17 protein-coding genes, 2 pseudogenes and 3 riboswitches are annotated in these 24,453 nt (G+C 32.9%); of the genes and pseudogenes, 14 read left to right on the top strand and 5 right to left on the bottom strand.

The annotated features are described in order from the left end of the window. Positions 1-257: 257 nt before the first annotated feature. The 3 genes from DET63_RS16570 to DET63_RS16580 all read right to left on the bottom strand — a co-directional run bounded on the left by DET63_RS16570 (position 258) and on the right by DET63_RS16580 (position 2,833). Entirely contained in the window at positions 258-1,199 is a 942-nt protein-coding gene (locus tag DET63_RS16570; protein WP_113937232.1) for a DMT family transporter, read from the bottom strand. Between the two features lie 186 nt (positions 1,200-1,385). Then, positions 1,386-2,114: a hypothetical protein gene (locus DET63_RS16575; protein ID WP_113937233.1), complete on the bottom strand. Its 729-nt coding sequence runs from the start codon at positions 2,112-2,114 to the stop codon at positions 1,386-1,388. A 134-nt stretch (positions 2,115-2,248) separates the two neighbouring features. Further along, positions 2,249-2,833: a TetR/AcrR family transcriptional regulator gene (locus DET63_RS16580; RefSeq protein WP_060487330.1), complete on the bottom strand. Its 585-nt coding sequence runs from the start codon at positions 2,831-2,833 to the stop codon at positions 2,249-2,251. Between the two features lie 314 nt (positions 2,834-3,147). Here DET63_RS16580 and DET63_RS16585 point away from each other — a divergent pair. Further along, positions 3,148-4,578 (top strand): annotated as a pseudogene (locus tag DET63_RS16585) (IS4 family transposase). Positions 4,579-5,156: 578 nt separating this feature from the next. Then, on the top strand, positions 5,157-5,984 hold the full coding sequence (locus tag DET63_RS16590) for a DUF1835 domain-containing protein (RefSeq protein WP_113937234.1): 828 nt from the start codon (positions 5,157-5,159) through the stop codon (positions 5,982-5,984). A gap of 124 nt (positions 5,985-6,108) precedes the next feature. Here DET63_RS16590 and DET63_RS16595 read toward each other — a convergent pair whose 3' ends face one another. Next, positions 6,109-6,297, bottom strand: a complete 189-nt coding sequence (locus DET63_RS16595) for a hypothetical protein (RefSeq protein ID WP_002069016.1) — start codon at positions 6,295-6,297, stop codon at positions 6,109-6,111. Positions 6,298-6,656: 359 nt separating this feature from the next. Continuing rightward, a riboswitch (cyclic di-AMP (ydaO/yuaA leader) is annotated at positions 6,657-6,802 on the top strand. 88 nt (positions 6,803-6,890) lie between these two features. Between DET63_RS16595 and DET63_RS16600 the strand changes: the two genes are divergently transcribed. The 10 genes and pseudogenes from DET63_RS16600 to DET63_RS30645 form a co-directional block, all read left to right on the top strand. After that, positions 6,891-8,387, top strand: coding sequence for an amino acid permease (locus tag DET63_RS16600; RefSeq protein WP_080448148.1), 1,497 nt, complete (start codon positions 6,891-6,893; stop codon positions 8,385-8,387). 25 nt (positions 8,388-8,412) lie between these two features. Continuing rightward, positions 8,413-8,904 (top strand): MgtC/SapB family protein, encoded by a 492-nt coding sequence (locus tag DET63_RS16605; RefSeq protein WP_113937235.1) that lies wholly within the window; start codon positions 8,413-8,415, stop codon positions 8,902-8,904. Between the two features lie 1,231 nt (positions 8,905-10,135). Then, positions 10,136-10,822 (top strand): response regulator transcription factor, encoded by a 687-nt coding sequence (locus tag DET63_RS16620; protein ID WP_016093763.1) that lies wholly within the window; start codon positions 10,136-10,138, stop codon positions 10,820-10,822. Beyond that, positions 10,819-11,895, top strand: a complete 1,077-nt coding sequence (locus DET63_RS16625; protein WP_113937236.1) for a HAMP domain-containing sensor histidine kinase — start codon at positions 10,819-10,821, stop codon at positions 11,893-11,895. The genes DET63_RS16620 and DET63_RS16625 overlap by 4 nt, the downstream gene beginning before the upstream one ends. Positions 11,896-12,151: 256 nt before the next feature. Continuing rightward, positions 12,152-12,913 carry an ABC transporter ATP-binding protein gene (locus tag DET63_RS16630; RefSeq protein WP_113937237.1) on the top strand — a complete coding sequence of 254 codons (762 nt, stop codon included), beginning with the start codon at positions 12,152-12,154 and terminating at the stop codon, positions 12,911-12,913. Positions 12,914-12,929: 16 nt separating this feature from the next. Further along, positions 12,930-14,765, top strand: a complete 1,836-nt coding sequence (locus tag DET63_RS16635) for an FtsX-like permease family protein (protein WP_113937238.1) — start codon at positions 12,930-12,932, stop codon at positions 14,763-14,765. Positions 14,766-15,157: 392 nt separating this feature from the next. After that, positions 15,158-15,502 carry a hypothetical protein gene (locus DET63_RS16640; RefSeq protein WP_257140375.1) on the top strand — a complete coding sequence of 115 codons (345 nt, stop codon included), beginning with the start codon at positions 15,158-15,160 and terminating at the stop codon, positions 15,500-15,502. A 752-nt stretch (positions 15,503-16,254) separates the two neighbouring features. Further along, the gene (locus tag DET63_RS16645) at positions 16,255-17,787 is read left to right on the top strand and encodes an alpha/beta hydrolase (protein WP_113937240.1); all 1,533 of its coding nucleotides are present in this window, start codon (positions 16,255-16,257) and stop codon (positions 17,785-17,787) included. 107 nt (positions 17,788-17,894) lie between these two features. Continuing rightward, the gene (locus tag DET63_RS16650; protein WP_002069031.1) at positions 17,895-18,881 is read left to right on the top strand and encodes a choloylglycine hydrolase family protein; all 987 of its coding nucleotides are present in this window, start codon (positions 17,895-17,897) and stop codon (positions 18,879-18,881) included. Between the two features lie 157 nt (positions 18,882-19,038). Further along, positions 19,039-19,119 (top strand): annotated as a pseudogene (locus DET63_RS30645) (serine hydrolase); the annotation flags it as partial. Positions 19,120-19,223: 104 nt separating this feature from the next. On the opposite strand, the gene DET63_RS16660 reads toward DET63_RS30645, so the two are convergent. Then, complete coding sequence (locus DET63_RS16660) at positions 19,224-20,351, bottom strand: FtsW/RodA/SpoVE family cell cycle protein (protein ID WP_113937241.1); 1,128 nt, start codon at positions 20,349-20,351, stop codon at positions 19,224-19,226. A 187-nt stretch (positions 20,352-20,538) separates the two neighbouring features. Next, positions 20,539-20,715: riboswitch (M-box (ykoK) riboswitch) on the bottom strand. Positions 20,716-21,224: 509 nt separating this feature from the next. Continuing rightward, a riboswitch (M-box (ykoK) riboswitch) is annotated at positions 21,225-21,392 on the top strand. Between the two features lie 277 nt (positions 21,393-21,669). On the opposite strand from DET63_RS16660, the gene mgtE reads away from it, so the two are divergent. Together mgtE and DET63_RS16670 are read left to right on the top strand one after the other, a co-directional pair. Then, entirely contained in the window at positions 21,670-22,998 is a 1,329-nt protein-coding gene (mgtE, locus tag DET63_RS16665) for a magnesium transporter (protein WP_113937242.1), read from the top strand. A gap of 160 nt (positions 22,999-23,158) precedes the next feature. Continuing rightward, positions 23,159-24,256, top strand: coding sequence for a phosphodiester glycosidase family protein (locus tag DET63_RS16670; protein ID WP_113937243.1), 1,098 nt, complete (start codon positions 23,159-23,161; stop codon positions 24,254-24,256). The last annotated feature ends 197 nt before the right edge of the window (positions 24,257-24,453 follow it).

Consider the following 24,453-nt stretch of genomic DNA (forward strand, 5'->3'; position numbering starts at 1 on the left):
TGCTTTTAGCTTCAAAAATAGTCTAAATCCTTAAGTTGATGGATGTGGGGTACCGCCACATCGCTATCAAGCTAACAAAACAAAGTACCCCTAAAATGAAAAAACGCTGATTTCTCAAAGTAATTAACTGTAGTGAAAGAAAATTTTCATTGTGGGGGTACATTAAAATTTAGCTTGATTGCCGTGGGGCACTAATAAAAATATAAAAAACTACTGAACTTATTCGTTACTCCCAAAAGAAGATATTGATGAATGCTTTAAAATACCCGGATTAAAGAAACACCAGCTATCATAACAATTAAACCGAAAATTTGTATTGGTTTGACTCGATTTTTCGAAGAATTAAGCAGGCCAAATTGTTCTACCAGCAAACTACCAGTGATTTGACCAAATAAAGTAAGGATTACAGTTTGTCCATTTCCAATTTGATTAACGAGGTATACATTTATTAGAACATAAGCCCCACCTAATATCCCTCCAATCCATATCCACCATGGAGCTGACTGCTTAATAGGTTCTTTAATATTTGTGTAAGAGCGATCCATTATCCCGGCAATTATAATTAAGGTAATGGTGCCTACAAAGAATGAAACAAAGGCTGCTTGTGAAGAAGAATGAAGAACCTTTCCTAATTGACCATTGATAGCAATTTGTATAGCCAGTAACATTCCAGCTATTATACCTACTATACGCCAAATCCATTGATTTAACATGCTTTCCCTGTCTGTTTGAGAAGGTTGTTTTTTATTTTTTGTCTCTTGTATAGCTATAGCTAAAAAGACTCCTATTAAAACTAATACCACACCGAAGATTCGGTTTAATCCAAAAGAATACTGTATTGAATTAAACAAACCGTAATTATCTATTAACATACTCATTAAAGTCATTCCCAATATGGGCATTATCGCTGTTTGTACACTACCTAATTTAGGGAATAAAAGTATATTGGTCGTTAAAGCAACTGCACCACCAATTCCCCCCAGCCATATAAAGATTGGTTGACTCAGAAATAAGTCTAATGGAATACCTAATGGTGAACCACTAATTAATAGTGTGATAAGTAAGAAAATTAGTCCTACACCAAATGAGATCATTGAAGCTAAAAACGGAGAAATCACGAATTTTCTTAATTTGGCATTAATGGCTGTTTGCACAGCAAAAATAGCTCCGAAACTTATAGCTAGAAGTATTGCAAACATAGAAATCCCCCCTATTTTATCGAATTAAAATTCAGTCTTTTCCACTGAAATATTCTCTTTTAAAAAAATTAAAACGACGACATTAATTATTTCACAGTCGTCGTCACATATAATGAATACAATACGTTCAGGATTAATTACATTTAAAAAACTTATGTTTTTTATTTCAAGAAGGCTCTGTCATTATTAATTTTTTTGATCTTTTATCCATTGTAGCCAATAAGAAAACTCACATGCTAAATGCATTTGATGAGATTTAATAAGGCTATTAGGACAAAGTGCTGGAAATTCAACACTAGCTCTTACTTCAACCCCCTTGTTAGTATTTTTGAATTGGTGTCGAACTCCACCAATAACAGTACCGTCTTTCGTACGTGCAACACCTGCAGATTGGTACTGATAAGAGTTGTCTCTAGGTGTTTTTAATCCTGTTTCGTCACCATAAACAATGAAGAATTGAACAGGAAATGGAGAATTACCAGTAAATTCAATGACCTCTTGTCCATTTTCTTCTATAGGTCTTAATACATAATGATCTGGGCAAGCGGATAAATTTACTAGATCATTTTCTGGTGATTGCTTTAGCATAAGATTATCAAATTCACGTGAAATGTCCTCTGCTGTAATTCCATCTAAGTGGAAATCTGTTTTGGAAAATTTTCGTCTCTTTCCAGAAAAAGTAACACAGAGACGCATAATCATTTCGCCTAGACTAAGTTTAGATTTTAACTTATCGTACATTTCATTATAGGAATAACGCATCTTTAGTTCAGTTAGTTTTTTTACTAATTCGTCCGTATCTTTTATTTGTGGCTCTTTATGCCCCAGTATACGAAAAGTCTTTTTAATACGTTTTCTTTTCCATTTTGTAAGTTGTTCATTGGAAATATTTTTTCCTTCAATATAAATTTTCATATTAATTCTCCTGTATTCTTAATCAATTGTTTTTCCAACAATCGTTTTTCAAACTTATTGTTAGTCAGTTTACTGAATAAAACCAAAGTATTTCTTTAAAACATATCTAGGAATAGAATTTCCATGGTGCTATTTTAGATATCTTCTTTTTGATCGTACTTTAATGTGGTTAATATTAGATTAATCATCTCTTTCTTCGTATCAAGATTTAAATTTATCTCCGAATGGGCAATACTACTAAGACCATATAAAATAAATCCAGAAGTTAAAAATGAGTTGTCGGTGTGGAAAATCCCCACTTTCACCCCGTCTTCAATTACCTGCTGAATTAGTGGGCGTAATTGCATGAATAATTTTTGCTCAAGTAGGTAATGTTGTTCTGTCTGAAATGAACTCGCATCTTTGTATGGTGCTAGTTTTTCAACAAATGTCCAAAATATATCTAGAGAATTTTTCATTTTTTGCATAACGAGCAATTCATTCGAAGTAAGTATTTGCTGAATTATTTCTATATTTTTTACAATAAAATCATTTAAAATCTCATCAACAAAATCTTCTTTAGATTTAAAGTAATAATAAAATAAACCTGTCGCTACACCTGCATGATTAACGACATCCTTTATGCTAAATCCTCCCATACCGTTTTTCATATAAAGTTCAAAACCTATATCCATTAATTCTTGACGCCTTATATCAGGTTCTTTTGATATTCTTTTCATAATTTATCTCCTACCGTATTATTTTTACGACTGAATCTGATTCAATGATAAATGACTGAACTTAATTCAGTCAAGCGTTATTGAATCAGATTTAGTCAGTTATTAATAGAAACATTGCATCCATATTTAAAACATCGTGACTTTATTTTGAACCCATATGTACAATTTTTCGTTTTGGGAGTACTTTAAAAGCATAGCTTGACAGCAATGTGGTGCTATCCTATCGCTATCAAGCTAATAAAAAGAAATGTCACCCTAAAATGAAAAAATACGCTATTCTTTCTGTAGAATCATAGGAAAGGATGGCGTTTTTTATGTCTGTTTCTGTGTCTGACGAATTACAACTATTTGCTCAAGAGATCCAAAGCTTTTTATCTCCAAATACCTTACGGGATCTTGCTAGAGATGTTGGTTTTGTACAACGAACCAGTAAGTATCAAGCAAAAGATTTAGTAGCTTTATGTGTATGGGTGAGCCAAAATGTAGCTATGACTTCTTTAACTCAGTTATCTAGCTGTTTAGAAGCATCAACAGAAGTACTCATCAGTCCTGAGGGACTGAATCAACGGTTTAATAAGGCGGCCGTCCAACTTTTACAACACCTACTAGCCGAACTATTAAACAAAAAATTAACCTCATCTATGCCGATTTCTTCTCCATATACTTCTGTTTTCAAGCGTATTCGTATTTTAGATTCAACTGCATTTCAACTTCCAGATCCTTTTTCATCCGTTTATCCAGGTGCAGGAGGATGCAGCCATACAGCGGGAGTAAAGATTCAGCTTGAGTATGATTTATTAAGTGGACAGTTCCTTCATATTCATACAGGTCCAGGGAAACAACATGATCGAACCTACGGTTCCCTGTGTGCCCCAACTGTGACAGCGAATGATTTATGTATCCGAGATTTAGGCTATTTTCATTTAAAAGACCTTCAATATATACAAGATAAAGAGGCCTACTATATCTCTCGTATCAAGTCGAATACACGTATTTATCAAAAAAATCCTAACCCTGATTATTTTCAAGATGGAAGAATTAAGAAAGGTACGGAGTATATACAGATAGATATGGAGACGTTAATGAACTCCCTTCAACCAGGACAAACATTTGAAATAGCTGATGCTTATGTAGGAATGATTGATAAAGTGCCAGCTCGTGTAATTGTTCATCGATTAACAAAACAATAGCAACAAAAACGATTACAAGATCAAGCTGTAAGAGAAAAAAAGAAAGGAATGAAGTATTCTCCTCGTAGTAAACGACTCAGTGGTATCAATGTATATATGACAAACACCTCTACAGATATTGTCCCGATGGGACAGGTACATGACTGGTATTCTTTGCGTTGGCAAATCGAAATTTTATTTAAAACGTGGAAGTCATTCTTTCAAATCCATCATTGTAAAAAGATAAAACCAGAACGATTGGAGTGCCATTTATATGGTCAATTGATTGCCATCCTACTCTGTTCTTCTATCATGTTTCAAATGCGCCAATTGCTCCTCATGAAGAAAAAACGAGAGCTTAGTGAGTATACAGCCATATATATGATTAAAGACTATTTTCTTCTTCTATTCCAAACTATACAAAAAAACACCCAAGAGCTATCAAAAGTGTTACTTCGTCTGTTCAATCTCCTACAGCAAAACGGGCGGAAATCTCATCGATATAAGAAGAAAACGGTCTTTGATATATTAGGTGTCGTTTACAATTGTACTATGTCGGACAATCAAGCCGCTTAATTCAAAAAAGTGAAACCCGTTAGGGTTTATTTCGTATGCAAATCTTTCAATCACCTACACTTTCCCTTTAGAAAAAAGAAACAATCTCGCCTAAAATTGACTTTGTAAAAGCTTAGCTTGATAGCGATGGGGTACCGCCACATGCCCATCGACTTAAAAATCTTCACTGCCCTCAAGTGTCAAAAAGCGTTATTCTTTCTAAACAAGCTAGATTAAAAAGGATTACGTTTTTTTATGAATAACACATATATTTCAATTAACATAATCCAGTATTCTCTGTATTCAATGTATCTAAAAAAACATCTGTTTGCTTACTGAAGGAGGGAGGCGTATTTACATAATTTTCGTTATAGGATGATAAATGTCACTTTAAAACTTTAAAAACAAGACCTTCAATTTTTTTACAGATAAAATCATCTGCAATGATAGGAAATCGTCAACCTTACAAAAGTGTAATGTAATTTTGGTAGTTATTTTTTTGTAAGCTATTTATAATAACTTTAGTAAGAGGAATTCTCATATATCCTATCTATATAGAGAAAAATAGCTGTATTAAGTTAATAAGGAGATTACATATTATGAATGTTATACATATTACCTTTGGAGATTCTGCATATGGAAATTTAAAGAATGCTTTTCAACAAAGAAATGAGTACAAAAATGAAAAAGTGATTTGTGTTAATGAGGATTTTTCGATAGGTCCTATTTATAAATTAGATTCTATTGAAGGAATGCAAGAAAGAAAACAATGGCTAAAAGAGGTGTTAACAACAGTTGGCCCCACTTCAGACTTAGATTACTTAGATTGGATTGAAACTACGCTTAAACAGAATTCGCAAATTGTAGAAGAGGTTCCAAGTGGGAGTAAAGTAATCTTATGGTATGGCGAAAATGCATCTGATGTCATTGGTGTAAGGTTTGTTTTATCACTGCTTCATGATAAAAATATGCAGGTTGAAGAAGTGAATGTTACAGATTTTAGCCATCATATTGAATTTACAGTGCGTGATTTACAGGACAAAGAAATTCCACATGTACTAAAAAGTTTAGGTGAAATGCCTTCTGAACTGGTTTTAGAAGCCATTCAAAGGAAAAAAAAATTGTCTCAAGAACAAGTTCAAAGTTTAATACAAGATTGGAAAAAACACTCCCAAACGAATGGTGTCTTAAGAATATTAGTAAATGGACAACTAACTACTGTATCTGAAGATTATTATGATGTATCCATCTTGGATAATACGTCAAATGAATATCAACGTGCGATCCGTATTGTTGGAAAAGTGATGGGGGAGAATGAACAACGTATAGGTGATACTTATTTAACTTTCCGTGTTCACAAATTAATTCAACAAGAGAAATTAAATTTCCAAGGTAATTTAGTAAACATAGAAATCCGATTACCATAGATAATTGCATATTTTGAACAAAAATGCTATTTCTCATAGAAAATTCCAATTAGAGAAATAGCGTTTTTGTTCTAAAAATAACACAATTTCTTTTTTAACGAAAATAATGTTATTCTGTAGATCTTTAAACATTTAGTTTATAGTTTTTTGCTTCAACAAATACGTCAAAGTTTAGATATTTTTGTCCTTGTACATATACATTCTTAATAGTATTATAAGGAATTTCTAATTTTAATTTTAAAGCAAAGAACCCTGTTACCCCACTTAACTTTAAAATTACACTTTGATTATCAAATAATACTTCTCTTCCCATGAACTCCCTCCTAACTTTGATTAACATGTATTTTCTAAATTATACCCTCCCCATACGAAAACAATATATACTTAGTTACCATAACCCCACTTATCAGTAGTCCATGTAATTAAAAATAGTAAAGACACTAGTAGATAATAGACTCAATAAAAATGTGGCACAGTATTTTTATTTAATTCAAACTCTTCTTCATGCATTACTATACTTGTAATTCTCACTTTTTTTAAAGTATGTAACTTAATTTAAGAATTCAAATTATAAATAAAGTGTACAGCGCGAAAAATCCACCCTTGAAAAAACGTTTATTTTCTTGTTTACAAACAAGAGGGCATAGGAGTAATATATTGTACATAAATTCATATCACTATTCGCTGAATCCATATGGAGCGGGGGAACCAAATTTTGTGCGATTGCACTTGGGGTGAATCCTTCTTAAATGAAGGTAGGGCTACTCTCAAGGCCCGAATCCGACAGCTAACCTCGTAAGCGTTTCGAGAGGGGATACTATGGTGACTTTTAAAAACACTGGGTGAACTTTGGTGTCTTTTTTTATACTCTTTTTCTGGAAAATAATTCAAAAAAGGATGAGGCACTTGAAAGAGACACCCATAAAAACGAAAAATCCACTTTTTTCTTTCCCTTCTAATTCCCAGCCTTCTGAATTAAGAAGAGAATTAGGGATGAGACATTTAACAATGATTTCTATAGGTGGAAGCATTGGGACTGGGTTATTTATAGCAAGCGGAAATACGATTCATACAGCAGGACCTGGTGGAGCAATTATAGCTTATTTGTTGATGGGGTGTATTGTTTACCTGTTGATGACCAGCTTGGGAGAGATGGCAGCGTATATGCCTACATCGGGTTCTTTTAGTACGTATGCTTCTAAATTTGTAGATCCTGCATTTGGTTTTGCAATTGGTTGGAATTACTGGTTTAGCTGGACTATTACTCTTGCAGTTGAAATTTCATCAGGAGCTATTCTTATGAAATATTGGTTTCCATACAGTCCATCTATTCTTTGGAGTGCGTTATTCATCCTGTTTATGTTTGGAATTAATATTCTTTCAGTGAAACATTATGGAGAAATGGAGTTTTGGCTTTCACTTGTAAAAGTTATTACTATAGTCGTGTTTATTATGTTAGGAATAGCCACGATATTTGGAATTTTCAAAGGAAATCCCATTGGATTTCACAATCTAACAATTGGAGATGCACCCTTTCATGGAGGTTTTCTTTCTATTTTTAGTGTGTTTATGATTGCGGGGTTTTCCTTTCAAGGTACAGAAATGGTCGGAATTGTAGCTGGAGAAAGTAAAGCTCCTGAAAAGCATATTCCAAAAGCTGTGCGGCAAATCTTTTGGAGAATTCTCTTATTTTACATACTTACCATTTGCGTAATTGGAGTCATAGTTCCCTACACAGATCCGAATCTAGTTAACAATGATATTAGTAATATTACAATGAGTCCCTTCACATTAGTATTTGAGAAAATTGGATTCGCATTTGCAGCTTCTATTATGAATGCAGTTATCTTGGTATCAGTTCTATCAGCTGGTAATTCTGGAATGTATGTTGCAACCCGAATGTTATGGGTAATGGCAAGAGAAGGGAAAGCTCCAAAGTGTTTAAAAAAAGTAAATAAACAAGGTGTTCCTATTAATGCATTACTTATGACAACGGCTGTGGCAATCGTAGCGTTTGCAGCTTCTTTATTTGGAGAAGGGCAAGCGTTTATATGGCTTTTGAATGCTTCGGGACTTTGTGGATTTATTGCATGGTTAGGGATTGCTATAAGCCATTATCGTTTTCGACAGGCTTTTTTACATCAAGGAAAGAATTTAAATAAGCTCCCGTATCAAGCAAAGTGGTATCCTATCGGTCCTATTTTAGCTTTTGTAATATGTACTATTATTATTTTAGGACAGAATTATTCAGTCATTATAGGGTCACATGTCGATTGGTATGAAGTACTTGCTACTTATATTGGTTTACTGCTGTTTCTTGTATTTTGGTTCGGCTATAAAATTATAAAAAAAACAAAGGTGATTCCATTACAACAAGTCAATTTAGAGCATGATGATCATTAAGGATGGAAATTAAGGAGACAGAAATATGGAACTAGACATTCTACTCAGGTTACTTGTAGCAATACTTGTTGGAGCAATAATTGGTTTAGAACGTCTATGGCACAATTGCATTGCTGGATTACGTACAAATGTACTTGTTTCCGTTGGTGCTGCACTTTTTGTACTATTAAGTGTACTCACTCCAACTGATAATACACCTACAAGAATAGCTTCTCAAATTGTAAGCGGGATTGGTTTTTTAGGTGCTGGAGTTATTATGAAAGATGGATTGACAGTTCGAGGACTGGATACCGCAGCAACCTTATGGTGTTCTGCGGCTGTAGGAACATTAGCAGGTAGCGGCTATTTACTTATAGCTATAACAGGAACCATTCTTATTGTCAGCATAAATAGTTTACTAAGACCTGTTTCAAAATGGATTTCCGAAAAATCTGAAAAATGTTTTAGATATTCCCAACAAGTTACCGCTCTCTCTTATAGAGTAAAACATAAATCATCAGAGAAAAAAGATTGTTAAAGAGAAGCTAATTTTAACGAATTCCCCGAAAGAATTCTCCTTCCTCAAGCGTGTGAAGGGCGTAGCCCAGCGGTAGATGGGAGATGAATTTCGGTTTGGCATAGCCAAAAACTTTTGATAAACTAGCTATATGAAGTTCTTTGATAACTTGATATATGAGGTTGCAGGAAGAAAATAGAGTGCGAAAACCAAGCCATTCGGTTCCTGCGTAAAATATCAACCGTACCAAAAGAGCGTCCAAGCGTTGGACATCTAGGGGGGGAACACCCCGAAGTAACGCTCAGGGAGACGAAAGGGTACTTTCGTCGTGGAACTGAGAAGCTCCCACTTCAAGCTTTGCTAAGTGGCGAGTAGTTCACAGTGTTTTATTCAAAATGTATAATTAGAGTTTTTATGGAGTCAAGATCGTTGTTTGTTATTCTTTTCTAAATTCACATAATTTTCAAATATATAAAGGTCATATATTAATATTTTTTGTATACTATAATCAACCCGTGGTTATAGTGTTTGCTCCGATTCAAATTATGAGATAGTTTGTTTTAACTTTTTTACATTATTTAAAAAAGAACTTGTAGGGATTCCTACAAGTTCTTTTTGTCCTTCGGATTGACGAATAGTAAGTGTTATTGGGGATACCGCTAACATTTCGAGAGTCGTCATATATTCTTATGACAAAATGCTGTAGAAAGCTTAAGAATTCTTAAGAACTTTTGCCCCTTTTTCTTAAGGTTTGGACTCTAGAGTATGATTATGAGTTCAAACCTGTGGGATGATTAGGTATGAAAACAATTCGCTTTCTTATTTCTGTATATAATGCACTAAAAATCAGTTGGTGCAGCCATTCCAATTTTAAGGTTTCTTGGAGACAAAATAATTGAAGGAATTAATTTGAAGAAAGTAAATTACATTGTCAAATATGGACTGAGTACAGGTGTATTCACAGAAAAATTAATTAAAAGAAGAAATCTCAAGACAATTATTTAATTAGTGGAAAATAATAAGGAATTTTATTTTTTTACTAAAAGCAAAAGTTAAAGAAAAAGGGAACTTATTTATTGTATATGGATCAGTAGTAAATATTGAACAATATATTAGGGAGAACGATATTACGTATATACATTATGTTATTTCTTGTCTTCCGTTTGCAAGCTTAAGAAAAAGAGAAGATAGAAATGTCTCACCTGCTTATGTCTTTAGCTGTTTAATACGAGAAAAAATATGGAGGAATCATATGGAGTCAAAAATTCTTATTGTCGATGATGATAAAGAGATTAGAAATCTTATCTCTGTTTATTTGGAAAATGAAGGTCTGAAAACTCAAAAGGCAGAAGATGCTATGGAAGCTTTACAACTGTTAGAAGAAAAGGAGTTTGATCTTATTATTTTAGATATTATGATGCCTAATATGGATGGTATTGAAGCGTGTATGAAGATTAGGGAAGACCGCAATATGCCTATCATTATGCTATCTGCAAAATCTGAGGATATAGACAAAATTCAGGGTCTAGCCTCTGGTGCAGACGATTATTTAACAAAACCGTTTAATCCATTGGAATTAATCGCTAGGGTAAAATCCCAATTAAGAAGGTTTAAAAAATACAATACGTCAATAAATCATAATAAAAGCATCCTAGAAATTGGTGATTTAACCGTGAATACAGATACACGTCAAGTATGGGTAAGGGGAAAGGAAACAAGGCTAACTCCAAAAGAGTTTGATATTCTCGAACTACTTGCCCGTAACAAAGGGATTGTCCTGAGTGTTGCAAAAATATATGAAGCCGTTTGGAAAGAGGTTTTTTATAAATCAGATAATACCGTCATGGTGCATATTACAAAAATAAGAGACAAAATCGAAGAGGATTCTAAACATCCCATTTATATTAAAACTGTTTGGGGAATTGGGTATAAAATATGAAGAGGGTTAGTTTTAGAAATAAAATAATTATAAAACTTCTTGTTGCTGTTGCAGTTAGTTTTTTTGCTTCGTTTGGTTTAACAATCCTCAATTTTCTATACATCATAGTACCATTATTTATAAAATACGACCGTTTGGGTATGTTTGCATTCTATTTCGCAATATTCTTCTTAATCGCGTTCGCAATCTTTACTTTTATAATAATTTTTTTGATATTGGTTCGAAAGAAAATAGTATATTTGAAGCTCATTTCTGATAATGTGAATGATATTGCCAATGGAAAACTGGGTTTGACAATTGGGATTAAGGGGAAGGACGAATTGACCCAACTTGCTCAAAATATAAATTATATGTCTAAGGAATTGGAGCATACATTTGAACAGGAAAGGCGATTGGAACGTACAAAAAATGAACTTATAACCAATGTATCTCATGACTTACGCACACCGTTGACATCTATTATCGGCTATGTAGATTTATTAAAAAGAGGGCAATACGACAGTAAAACACAATTACAGGAGTATCTCGAAACCACATATTTAAAATCACAGAGATTGAAATATCTAATAGATGAACTATTTGAGTATACCCGTTTATCAGGCATCGATACTAAGTTAAACTTTAATGAAGTTGATTTATCAGGTTTGTTAGAACAAATAGTTGGAGAATACATTCCTATATTTGAAAAGGAAAGTTTAATCGTTCAAAAATCAATCACGGAAGAAACAATACCTATCTTCATAGATATAGAAAAAATGGTACGTGTTTATGAAAATCTGTTTATGAATGCGATAAAGTACAGCATGAAACCATCCGAATTATCAATAAGTCTTGAACTAATAGGTAACAAAGCAATTTTAAAAGTATCAAATAAAGTCGAGAAGCCACCTGTTAGCGATCCAAATAAATTGTTTGAAAGGTTTTTCAGGGGAGATAAGGCAAGAAAAGATGACCAGGGAAATGGTCTAGGACTTGCTATCTCAAAAAGAATTGTTGAACTTCATCATGGTAATATACATGCAGAGTATAAAGACGGCTGGATGTCCTTTATTGTTGAACATCCAATCAAATAGAATGGCTTATGGAATTACAGGTTCCATAAGCTTTTTTTTTATAAAATCTTAAGAATTCTTAAGGTTTTTACGGGGTGTTTTCTAATTTTCATAGTTTATCATGTATATATTGAAAGCGATGAGGTGAGTGAAGTAGATAAAGAAGAAAGTTTTCATTTTAGCTTTAAGGTGGATGCAACATGAAAATTTTATTAAAAGCAAATAAGAATAGCAGCTTATTTTAAAGAAATGAAAAAACAAACGTAGGAGGATATATATGACAAAACCAGTTGTAGATGTGAAAAACGTCCAAAAAGTGTACGGTAAAAAAGGTGATAATCACTCACACGCGTTAAAAGGTGTTTCATTCTCAATTCAAGAGGGTGAGTTTGTCGGAATTATGGGACCTTCTGGTTCTGGTAAAACGACATTATTAAATGTAATTTCAACGTTAGATAAAGCAACGGGCGGCGTTGTTGAAATTGCAGGAACGGATATTACGAAAATGAAACAAGGTGAGCTTTCTGATTTCCGTTCACAAAAGTTAGGATTCATTTTCCAAGACTTTAACTTATTAGAGAACTTATCTATTTACGAAAACATCGCTCTTCCACTTTCACTTCAAGGTGTTTCATCACGAAATATTGGACCGAAAGTAGAAAAAGTAGCTGATATGTTAGGCATTTCAGCAATACTTCAAAAGTATCCATCTGAAGTATCTGGTGGACAGAAGCAACGTTCAGCAGCAGCACGTGCGTTAGTGCATGAACCAGCAATTATTTTAGGGGACGAGCCAACAGGATCGCTTGATTCTAAAAATGCAACGAGTTTACTGGATGCGATGACAAACTTAAATAAAGAGCAAGGGGTATCTATTATGATGGTTACGCATGATCCGTATAGTGCAAGTTACTGTCAGCGTATTTTATTCATTCAAGATGGTGAGCTATATAAAGAAATTCATCGCGGTGGTACACGTGATGAATTTTATAAAAAAATTTTAGACGTGCTTGCAGACTTAGGCACACAAAAAGCGTAAGGAAGGAAGTTCAATCATGTTATTTAAGCTTTCCATGTCAGGCCTAAAAAGTAAGTTGCAAGATTACATTGTCTTACTTGTTGGTCTTATTGTCTCTATTTCAACTTTTTATATGTTTCAAACATTAGCACTCAATAAGGCGTTCCTTGAATCTAACTCTTCTATTGGGGATATTGTGTCTGTATTTAAAATTGGGTCCTTTTTGTTAGCGTTTATCACATTTTTTTATATTTTATATGCAAACTCGTTCTTATCATCTCTTCGCCAAAAAGAATTTGGTATGTATATGATGTTAGGAGCAAAAAAGCATAAAGTTACCTTACTTATGTTTATCGAAACAATTATATTAGGTGCCGCATCTCTTGTGATTGGAATTACAGTTGGTGTAGGGCTCGCAGAAGGTATCGGTCAGCTATTAATGAAACAACTCGAGTTTGCTGGCGAAGGTTATAAAGCATTTTATCTGCCATCTATAGCTATTACTTGCGTCTTCTTCTTTGCACTATTTGTATTATCGGCAATTATAAATAGTATTAAATTATCTCGTATTTCTGTACTGCAACTTGTACATGCAGATGAACAAACAGAACGTGTCGCCATAAAAGGAAAAATGACAGTTGTAGTTGCAATCCTTGGTGTGATTTTATTGGGTATTGGTTATGCATCACTAATCTATATGAAATATGCAAACCCGCTAATGGGTCTGGGATTAATGGCCGTTGGATTAATCACAGCAACCGTTGGTACTTACATGTTATTTGGATCACTTCTCCCAGTTATGATTAATAAGTTAAAGAGTAATAAAAAACGTAGTGAAAAAGGTCTCAATGCTTTTACTTTTGCACAATTAAATTTCCGCATTAACGGCCTAACAAATGTGCTTGCCACGGTAGCAATCTTAGTGGCTCTTGGCACTGGCGGAATTGCGTGTGGTATGGCATTTAAAAACAACGTAATAAAACTAGTTAATGGTAGTGAAATTTACGATTCAGTCGTTCATAATCCAACAGCTGAAGAAAAGAAAATTTTGAATACTATCTTATTTACAGAGAAGCTTGAATATCATTACAAAATAGAAGGTCAGTCGATTTATTATTTAAAAGAGGATTTAGAGAAAAATCGTCCTTTAGTATTGAAAAATAAAAATGAAAGAGCAGAGTTTGGGAAAACAAAGAGAGTTTCAGAAGAGTTGCCAATTGGTGCAAACGTGAAGAAGACACCGCAACAATGGAGCGACGCTTTCCAAACAATCCAGCCAAAGTATATATATCCTGATCATAAAATAAAAATTGTAGACAAAAACATGTATCATAGTATAAAGGGTCCAGAAAGTACTATGTTTATGGGGAAAACAGATGATTTTAAATCATATTTAAAAGAATGGAAACAACTTGACGAATTACAGTTAGCTAAATATACAAGTATGAAACCTGAAGAACTGAAGAGTAAATATCAAATGTATAATTCTCTTCATGGTATGTTAAGTGGATTGATGTTCATGGGCTTCTTCGTCGGAATTGCGTACTTAGCAATGATGGCAAGTTGCTTGATGTTTAAAGTTCTGTCTGGTGCATTCAAAGATTGTACACGTTATCAAATGCTTCGTAAAATCGGTGTTCGCCAAGAGTTATTAGCACAATCAATTTATAAGGAGTTATTCTTTGTATTCTTAGTCCCAGCAATTGTGGGTATTGTTCACGTATTAGTTGGTATGAACATGTTCAGCGTTCTTTTGCCTGATCCGTACAATCGTATTTGGGTACCAATTATTATTTTTGTAGTAATTTACTTGATTTACTATTTTACTACAGTTCAATTGTATAAAAGAATTGTACTTCCAAAAGAAAATTAGTTTTACAAAACATACAAAATGTTAAACTTATAAAACCCAGTGATATCAGTATGTGTGCATGAAATCACTGGGTTTTTATTTGGATATTTAATGGTGTGTTTTACAAATTATAAAAAGATATAAACTTAGTTTTACTTTTTAAATATTATCCGTCCTAAAAAATGACCAATGTTCATAAAGGTACAAATTTTAAAACATGTTTAATGTTCATATTTTGAAAATGAATTTTACAAAAATATGAACTAAATTACATACTCAAAACTCTACAAATGAAGTGATTAATACAAAGGAAATCAATAAATTCTATAGAATATTTTATTAGATCATTACATTTTATACTAATAGATATAAGGGAGATAATTGATAATACGTTTAAAAATGAGTTTGATAAGATAAAATCAAAAACCGCTTCAATTATTTTAACAAACGGTGTTACAGCATCTGAGCGCAGGATTGCTACAAAAGACCCTAATGACCCAAATGATTTAACTCCTGAAAGCACTTTGGAGGAGGCAATTAAAATAGGATTTAACACAACAGAAAAAGAAGGACTTCTGTATTGGGTAGATGATAACTTGGATAATGAAGTGCCGATTCATGAAACAGTTGTTAAAATCTCTTATGATGAAGAAACAGCTAATGAAATCCAAACACAATTAACCAACTTGAATGATAATCGAGTTTACAACGTCACACTTAAATCAGGTATGACGATTACAATTACAGCAAAGAATTAATAATGGAATTAAAAACGTATAATCCATATTTGATTTATTGATGTGGATGCAAAAAATACATATTTTTAATTAGGAATCCTTATTATGAAAAGGATTCTTTTTTTGTCCCAAAAGGTACAATTTGTAACAGTTAAATAATTTAAAAATTATTTAACTGTTACAAATTCATTAATCCATTTGAATCGTTACATTAATATGAATGAATTAACAAGAATGATGGTATAAGTCATTAGGTAAGAATGGGAGTATCTTAAACAAGATTAAATGGGGTTAGTTCTGTAAATCTATAAAATTTAGTTTTAGAGTTTCTTGTCCCAACCAATATCTAAAAGCGAAAGTTTAGACTTTCTTGTCTAAATAGTTTGGAGTTTTATGTCCTTTTACATTTACATCTGAGATAGAAAGGGGGATTAACTCATATCACCCAAGTGTTCGTTAAATTCTCAATTAGCGAACACAATAATTATAAGAATCTATAGTCGATTGTCTGCTGGCGATCGACTATAGAGTTAATCAGCACGAAGCACATGCAATAAATAATTTTGTTTTAGATAACATCCATCTAATCAAAAAATCGAGTTATAAAAAGAGGGGGAAGGCATTTTTTATTGAAGTTTGTTTATAATAGTTTTTTAATTTGTTAGGGGGAATCGTAAAGTAGATTATTAATCTCTTTGATAATTTTTATTTCCCTTATAGTATTTGGCATACTGTATTAAAAATTTTAAATTTTGAAGGGAGAATCAATAAATATGGGCAAGAAAAAAAGAATAGGTAATAAGTTATTATTTGTCAGTGCAATTTGTACAATAACGATTCCTTCAGTTTCATATGCGGAGGAAGTAACTTTACCTAAAAATTTCGCGATTGCTTCAAGTCTGTATGAGGAACGGAATATGGATGTATTGAAAACAAGTGTATATCCCAATACATATAATAATCCGTTTAACCATCAATTTATTCCGACATTAAAGGAAACAAACACAACTATAAAAAAAGTAGACAATATTGATGATGAAAATCCTATTATATCTACTACTCTTTCATTTATTCGCCATATGAATAGTGAAGATTATAAATCTGCATTTGATTTAACCTCAAGGTCATTACAGAAAATAATATCCGAAGAATGGCTGAAGAGCTATTGGGAGGGACTCCCATTGCAATTACAAGCAGGTTCTTTTATAGGAATTGGAGAGGTAATACAAAAAGAGACAAATTCCGTGCATGCGAATATAGAAGTTAAATTAGCTTTTGAACAATTTACTGTACCTTTACTAATTAAACTAGATCCATCTGGAAAAATAGACGATTTTCAACTCAGCATGTCGTTTAGTCCTGTTGCAGAGCGTCCATCATATAGTAAGCCTGAATCATTTGTTGATAAAGAAGTAGTAGTTGGAAGTGGTGCATTTCCATTACCAGGAACATTGTCTGTTCCAAAAGGTAAGGGTCCTTTCCCAGCAGTTATTCTTGTGCAAGGATCTGGAGCAACCGATCAGGATGAAACAGCGTTTGCTTTAAAACCATTTCGCGATTTAGCTGAAGGTCTTGCCTCGAAAGGAATTGCTGTCCTTCGCTATAATAAACGGACTTATGAACATGGATTGAAAACACAATACAGTCCTTTTTATACAGTTGATAAAGAGACAACAGATGATGCTCTTCTTGTGACTCATTTTCTTCAAAATGAACCTATGATAAATAAGAATCAAATTTATATTCTTGGTCATAGTCAAGGTGGACTGATGCTTCCGAAAATGATTGAAAAAGACCAAAATCAAAATATAGCTGGAGCAATTGTGATGGGAGGACCAGCCCGTACAATCCAAGATGTTGTTTTAGATCAATTCGAGTATCTTTTTTCTATTGGAGCAATGAAATCGGATGAATATAAATTTTACAAATCGCAATTTGAATTATTAAATGATCCCAATTTCTCTAGTCAGAATCCTCCAAAAGATTTTTATTTAGGATCAGCAGTATTTTGGGATTCTATTCGTAAAATTAAAGCAGCAGAAATGTCAAAAGAACAAAAGACACCGCTTCTTATTATTCAAGGAGAAAGAGACTATCAAGTTCAATCAAAAATCGAGATTCCTCTTTGGAAAGAACAATTAAAAGAGCGAGATAACGTTGATTATCGACTATATCCAAAGTTAAATCACTTCTTTACAGAAGGAGATGGGGAGTTAAGTAAACCGGATGAATATTATAGTCCTGCTAATATCCCTGAGTATGTTATAAATGATATTGCTGCTTGGGTGCAAGGAAGATCGAAATAAAATTAGCAATCATATTTTTTAATAAAGGTCACGATACATGCCTATTAACTTAAGGATAGAAATTAAATGGTTTTTGTTCAAATAAACTAAATAAAGGGGCGTTCTTTATGTGTACCAGTTTGACATTACAGACAAAAAGCGGTCAGCATCTTTTTGCAAGAACGATGGATTTTACATTAGATTTCAATCAAGAAGTAATAATAGTTCCTCGTAGTTATCAATGGAACAATATAACTGGTGAAACTATCGAGGCGAAACAAGCTGTTGTAGGGATGGGGATTAACCATCAAGGAAGGATCATCCTGGCGGACGGAGTAAATGAATCAGGTATGACATGTGCAACACTCTATTTTCCAGGATTCGCAAGTTATAGTAACAGTATAGATGAAAATAAAACGAATCTGGCTCCATTTGATTTTGTGGCATGGAGTCTCACACAATTCAATTCTGTCGAAGAGTTAAAGAACTCTGTAGATAGTATTTCCTTTTTGGATGTACCATTACCTGTTTTAGGGGTTACTCCACCGCTACATTGGATTTTAGCGGATAAATGGGGAGATTGTATTGTACTAGAGCCGACAACTGAAGGACTAAAAATATATGATAATCCTCTTGGGGTAATGACCAATAGTCCTGAGTTTAACTGGCATTTACAAAATTTAAGACAATATATCGGTCTTAAATCGCAGCCATATGCGCCAACACAATGGGGGGATGTACCATTAAGTGCTTTTGGACAAGGTTCAGGTTCGATGGGACTCCCTGGGGATTTCACCCCACCATCAAGGTTTGTTCGGGCAGCGTATGGCAAACAAAATATTCAAGGTATAGATAACGAAGAAGAGGGCATATCGGCCATTTTTCATATCTTATCAAATTGTGAGGTTCCAAAAGGTGGAGTAATAACGGAAGAAGGTACATTAGATAATACCATTTATACAAGCGCAATGTGTATGGAGTCTGGTACATATTATTACCATACCTATGATTGTAGACAAATTATAGCTATTCATTTATTTCATGAAAATTTAGATACAGATGAAATTAAAACTTATCCGTTCCAGCGGAAACATAAGATACTTTATGAAAACTAATCAGATTTGGAATAACATAAAAAAAGAAAACTTAATTAAGTTTTCTTTTTTTTATAGGCGATACGACAATACAACAGTGATCCAATTAAATTCAATATAAGAAAAATAACAAGTCAATATATTTCTAATCATTTTAGGTGAAGGGTATGTGATTGAGATGAATAATACATATAATGAAAAGACACATACATCGATTAAACAATTATTTAACAAGTTTTCACCAAAAGCTCCTGCCTTTTTTGGTATTAAAATTAATATTCATACAGTTAAAAACCTAATTAGAAATTATTTGAACATAGATTGCTCAATGAGGTTAAATTTTATAATCTCTAAAAAATAGAATTATATATTATAATTATTAAACTTAATTTTATTGAAAATTGAAATATTAAGCAATATTCCTATTGCTATTAAATTGACCATTAAAGAACTTCCACCAAAACTAACAAATGGAAATGGGGTACCAGTAAGAGGAAATAGTCCCGTAATACCACCTAAATTTACAATGGATTGCATACCAATCATACATCCTATACCAATTGCTATAAAACTTCCGAATGGATCTACACATAGTTGTGCAATTTTTAAGGAACGAAGAACGATAGTCAAAACCCCTGCCAATACAATAAATACACCAATAAACCCTAGTTCTTCAGAAACTATTGCCATTATAAAATCAGTATGTGGTTCTGGAAGATAGCCGGTTTTTTGAATGCTATTTCCGAATCCACGTCCAGTAATTCCTCCAGAGCCAATGGCAATAAAAGAATTTACAAGTTGATATCCTTTTCCTTGCGCATCAACAAAGGGATTGAGAATTGTAGTAATACGTGTCTTTTGAACTTCTGACAAGCTAAATTGAATTAAAAAGTATAAAAAAGGTAACCAAAAAATAGAAGCGATTATAATTCTTTTAATTAATAGATTTACATTTATTCCAGAGCAAAGAAATATGCTAAAACCTATACCTAATATTAAAAGTGCAGATCCTAAGTTTGGCTGTTTATAGATTAGGAAAAAAATTGCAGCTAAAAAAAATAAAAGTTTTCCGCTACCACTCCAAATATTTTTAGCTTGTTCTTGTCGTAATGCAAAAAAACGGGCTGTTACAAGTATTGTTCCTAATTTAAGAAATTCAGCTGGCTGTATTCCAAAGATCCATGATTGAGCATTATTTACCACTTTTCCTTTCCACAAAACCATAATTAATAAAAAAATTCCCCCAACCATAATACAGATAGAGACTATTCGTTTTTTCCATATTTCATATGGGAGAATAGCACAAACTATTAACCCTATTGTTCCTAAAAATAGCTTTGTTAATTGAGAATCAACAAAATGCCTACTGTTATAACCGTAATGTTGAACAGCAACAATGGAGCTCGCGCTATACATCATGATAATACCTAAAGTACATGTTATGAATAGAGGGAGGAGCAATAGATAATCGAGTTTTAATATTTTTTTCATTTTAATATCCTCCTGATTACATTAACACTTAATATTACATTTGCTAATGAGTAGAATCTTGTTCTCATCAACTACTAAATAGTATTCTTGTTTTGAAAGATTCTATAGCTTACACCCTGTTTTCTTACGCAAAAATCCCCCCTAGTTACATACTAGGGGGGATTTAAATTGGCATGACTAAATAAAGCTTTCCTCCCCCTAGTAGAGCTTTGGCACTATACAACGTAAAGTAATGGAAATTGATTACTTAGCTATCTTAAGAAGAGCCTTAATCCGACAATTCCTGTTCTACCCATTGGCGTCTTTCGACATTTTTGGGCAATAGCCTGTGTTTGTATAGGAGCCTCACCTAACAGGTTTAGCAATATAAGTTTTATGTATTTATTTCGTGTAGCCAGCATAAATATTTTTTTTTTGCTTGTCAAGTAAGCATATTGCTAATTTTATATTCTTTATTGTTTTATGAATTTTGAGAAATAATGCAAGGAAATGTATTTAATCATCTCGTATAGATACTTATTTTCGGCCTGTAGTGGATTATTTGATTAAGTGGTTTAACCATATAAATTTGATAAACGGTAAAGAAGATTTTAATCATAAAATAAGATTTTTGAAGAATGTTCTTTTGAAGTACGGTATGACTAATAATTCAACTTCTGCTATAAAGTTACAAATAAATCATAAACAATAAGTTTCCTATACGAAATTTCATATATTTTATAACGTTTCTTCGAACTAATTGTATATCTTTTAAGTTGAATTTCAAATTTACAATAGAGTCGAATTACATTTCTCTAAAAAAGAATTTATTATGAATCGAATCGAAAGTTAGTTGACAAATATTAAATTCTGGTTTAAATTTTGAAGTAATTCAATAATCTTTGTTAGGTGAGGCTCCTGTATAGAGAAACGCTGCTGCCCAAAAATGTCGAGAGACGCCAATGGGTCAACAGGAACGGTCGGATTAAGGCCCTTTTTAATGTAGCTGGTTATAAAAACCTATGCTATACAGTGCTAAAACTCAACGAGGGAGTGGTATACGATTTGATAGAAAGGCACCTCTGGGATTTTTGCAGAGCTGTCTTAATAATCATTTATTTGTATTGTAAAAAACCTTTACTCCTTTTTGAGTAAAGGTTTTTTTGTTTAATGTTATTTATTTTTATCTTGTCTATATTCAAAAAGGAGGTAGTTCTAAATAATAAATTGATTGCAATGTAACTATTAATGCTCTAATAAAAATTTTAGACAGATAAAATAACTCAAAACCACTCATGAAACTCTAGAGTCTCCCTTAGCAATATAAGGAGGAGTTAACATGAAGAAATTATTAAATGAATTACTTGTAACCCAAAATAATTTGGATGCAGAGAAAGTTTTACGTCATCCGTCGTATGATGTTGCGCAAGAAGTAAAACGGTTTTCAATTGAAGATCAAGTCATATTACTAGATAAGATTCCTGTATTAAAAAGCTCAAAAATTCTTCAACATTTGAGTACAGAAGAAAAATATAATATCTTAATTCACTTATCTGAAAACAAAGCTAAAAAGTTACTAGATTTACAACCGATTGATGAAACAGTAGATCTACTTCTAGCGGTTCATCCGGAAAAACAAGCTAAATTAATGGCGTATTTAAATAAAATTACAAAACATAATGTAAAAAAATTAATGGCTTTCAAACCTGAAACGGCAGGAAGTCTTGTCACAAGTGATTTTGTTGCAGTTAGAGGGAATTGGTCAGTAAAAATGACATTGAAGTACATTAGGGAGCATTCTGAAAATGTAGAATCAATATCTTATATCTATGTTCTTGATAGTCATGGTTATCTTAAGGGAATCGTTTCCATACATGGGCTATTACTAGCAGCAGATGAGGAGATATTATCTACTATCATGATTCAAGAGGTAATTTCAGTACACGCTGAAGTTGATCAGCAAGAAGTTGTAAAAAAGCTACTGAATTATAATTTAGCAGCATTACCCGTAACAACAGCAAATAATGAAATGATTGGTATTATAACATTTGATGACGTAATGAATGTTATGGAAGCAGAAGCTACAGAAGATATCCAAAAGTTAGGCGGAAGTGAACCGTTAAATCAATCTTACTTTGAATCTAGTATTTGGAGCATTTTCTTCAAACGTCTACCATGGTTATTGCTTCTTTTTGTTGCTGAAGCATATACAGGTACAGTACTAAAGTATTTTGAAGACGAAATTGAAACAGTAGTTGCCCTAGCTTTCTTTGTACCGTTATTAGTAGGTACTGGAGGAAATACAGGAACACAGGTTGTAGCAACAATTACTCGTGCAATCGGTATTGGAGAGGTGAAATTTAAAGACATTTTCCGTGTAATGAAAAAGGAATTTGCAATTGGCATGCTTCTCGGACTTGCACTTGGGTTAGCTGGGCTCACTCGTGCTTATATGTTAGGAGTTGGAACAGAAGTTGCACAAGTTGTAGCAATCACTTTATTATTTATTGTTATTTGGGCCTCTCTTGTTGCAGCTGTTTTACCTTTGATTCTGAGAAAATTAAAATTAGATCCTGCAGTCGTTTCTGGTCCATTTATTACAACATTTGTTGACGGAACAGGATTAGTAATTTATTTCATGGTTGCAAAAACGTTATTAAATTTGTAAATATACACTGAAATAAATACGAAATGTAGAATAAATATTTTGCTTTGCTTGCCAAGACATAATGGGGAACTCGGGAATGAGGGAAATAACCACTTTTGTCTTTAGGCAAATAATATCTTAAAGGATTCATTGAATGTAATTAATGCCGGAGGAGAAACCTATGAAACATCTAAGAAAAATCTTCAAACGAATTTTGCTTCTTTTTTCTATTTTCATACTTATTGGCATAGGAATATTATTTGGTACTAACTATGGCCGAGATCTTCGTGTAACAATTGCTGGAAGTATACTAACTTCTCAGCATCCACAATATGCGAAATATACATTCCTATCCCAAAAGGAACTAGATAAACTGCAAGATAGAATTAATCATCCAAAATGGTCAAATAGTGATGAGGCCATTTATAAAAAAATAGCAGGAAAAAGATTAGAAGAATTAAAAAATCAGCCATTAGAAATTGATGTAGAAACAATTAAAAGTAATAAAGATAGTCGTTTTCTTTTCGAAGGGAAGTTAATTACCATTAGCAATCCCTTCAATGTTAAACTTGTTAGCCATCAAGGAACACAAGGAGCTAACAGGGGAGAAAAAATTAGTGTAATGGCAAAACGTAATCATGCACTTGTTGCAGTGAATGCAAGTGGATTTGCTGATGAAACAGGAAGGGGTGGAGGAAATATTGCAACTGGAATAGTAATAGAAAATGGGAAAGAAATTGATACAAATATAGATAAAAATACCCCTACAATTATTACGGGCTTAACAAAGTTTGGACAAATGATAACAGGGAATTATTCTACCCAACAACTTTTGGATAAACAAGTCGTTTCAGCAGCAGGATTTATGCCACAGTTAATTGTTAATGGAGAAAAAATGATTACAGAAGGAGACGGTGGTTGGGGCTCTGCTCCGCGAAGTATTATGGCACAAAAAGAAGATGGCACAATAATGTTTCTAGTGATTGACGGTAGGCAGACACATAGCATAGGAGCTACGTTAAAAGAGTGTCAAGATATTCTATATGAAAAAGGAGCAATAAATGCAATGGCTATGGATGGAGGTTCTTCTGCTACGCTATATTTAGGAGGAAAGGTTATAAATTCACCTTCTACATTATCCCATGAAGATCGTTATTTACCGAATGCTTGGATGGTAACAGCAAACCAAAAACAAGAAATAAGAGTGACAATAGATGGGGAAAAAATAGATACTAAAAAATCAGATGAATTTGATGCGAACATTTCAACGAATTTATAAATTATTAAAAATGGTACAAATACATGATTTTTATTCCATTCGTTGGCAGATTCCAATTATCTTTAAGACTTAGAAATCCTTATTTCATATTCATGATTGGCACAATTAAACCAGCTATAAGAGCTGGTTCTTTTTTGTAATTCAATCTGTGACTCACTTTCGGTAGCTGTCATTTATTTTTAGAAAAGCTGTTTGGC

The sequence above is a fragment of the Bacillus sp. DB-2 genome, from assembly GCF_003315125.1.
GTDB lineage: Bacteria > Bacillota > Bacilli > Bacillales > Bacillaceae_G > Bacillus_A > Bacillus_A mycoides.

Excerpts from the sequence above, each read along its gene's own strand:
- DET63_RS16595 (WP_002069016.1), bottom strand. The coding sequence starts at position 6,297 with ATGGGAAGAGAAGTATTATTTGATAATCAAAGTGTAATTTTAAAGTTA.
- DET63_RS16645 (WP_113937240.1), top strand. The coding sequence starts at position 16,255 with ATGGGCAAGAAAAAAAGAATAGGTAATAAGTTATTATTTGTCAGTGCA.
- DET63_RS16630 (WP_113937237.1), top strand. The coding sequence starts at position 12,152 with ATGACAAAACCAGTTGTAGATGTGAAAAACGTCCAAAAAGTGTACGGT.
- DET63_RS16605 (WP_113937235.1), top strand. The coding sequence starts at position 8,413 with ATGGAACTAGACATTCTACTCAGGTTACTTGTAGCAATACTTGTTGGA.
- DET63_RS16590 (WP_113937234.1), top strand. The coding sequence starts at position 5,157 with ATGAATGTTATACATATTACCTTTGGAGATTCTGCATATGGAAATTTA.
- DET63_RS16620 (WP_016093763.1), top strand. The coding sequence starts at position 10,136 with ATGGAGTCAAAAATTCTTATTGTCGATGATGATAAAGAGATTAGAAAT.
- DET63_RS16635 (WP_113937238.1), top strand. The coding sequence starts at position 12,930 with ATGTTATTTAAGCTTTCCATGTCAGGCCTAAAAAGTAAGTTGCAAGAT.
- DET63_RS16660 (WP_113937241.1), bottom strand. The coding sequence starts at position 20,351 with ATGAAAAAAATATTAAAACTCGATTATCTATTGCTCCTCCCTCTATTC.
- DET63_RS16575 (WP_113937233.1), bottom strand. The coding sequence starts at position 2,114 with ATGAAAATTTATATTGAAGGAAAAAATATTTCCAATGAACAACTTACA.
- mgtE (WP_113937242.1), top strand. The coding sequence starts at position 21,670 with ATGAAGAAATTATTAAATGAATTACTTGTAACCCAAAATAATTTGGAT.
- DET63_RS16650 (WP_002069031.1), top strand. The coding sequence starts at position 17,895 with ATGTGTACCAGTTTGACATTACAGACAAAAAGCGGTCAGCATCTTTTT.
- DET63_RS16570 (WP_113937232.1), bottom strand. The coding sequence starts at position 1,199 with ATGTTTGCAATACTTCTAGCTATAAGTTTCGGAGCTATTTTTGCTGTG.
- DET63_RS16625 (WP_113937236.1), top strand. The coding sequence starts at position 10,819 with ATGAAGAGGGTTAGTTTTAGAAATAAAATAATTATAAAACTTCTTGTT.
- DET63_RS16580 (WP_060487330.1), bottom strand. The coding sequence starts at position 2,833 with ATGAAAAGAATATCAAAAGAACCTGATATAAGGCGTCAAGAATTAATG.
- DET63_RS16670 (WP_113937243.1), top strand. The coding sequence starts at position 23,159 with ATGAAACATCTAAGAAAAATCTTCAAACGAATTTTGCTTCTTTTTTCT.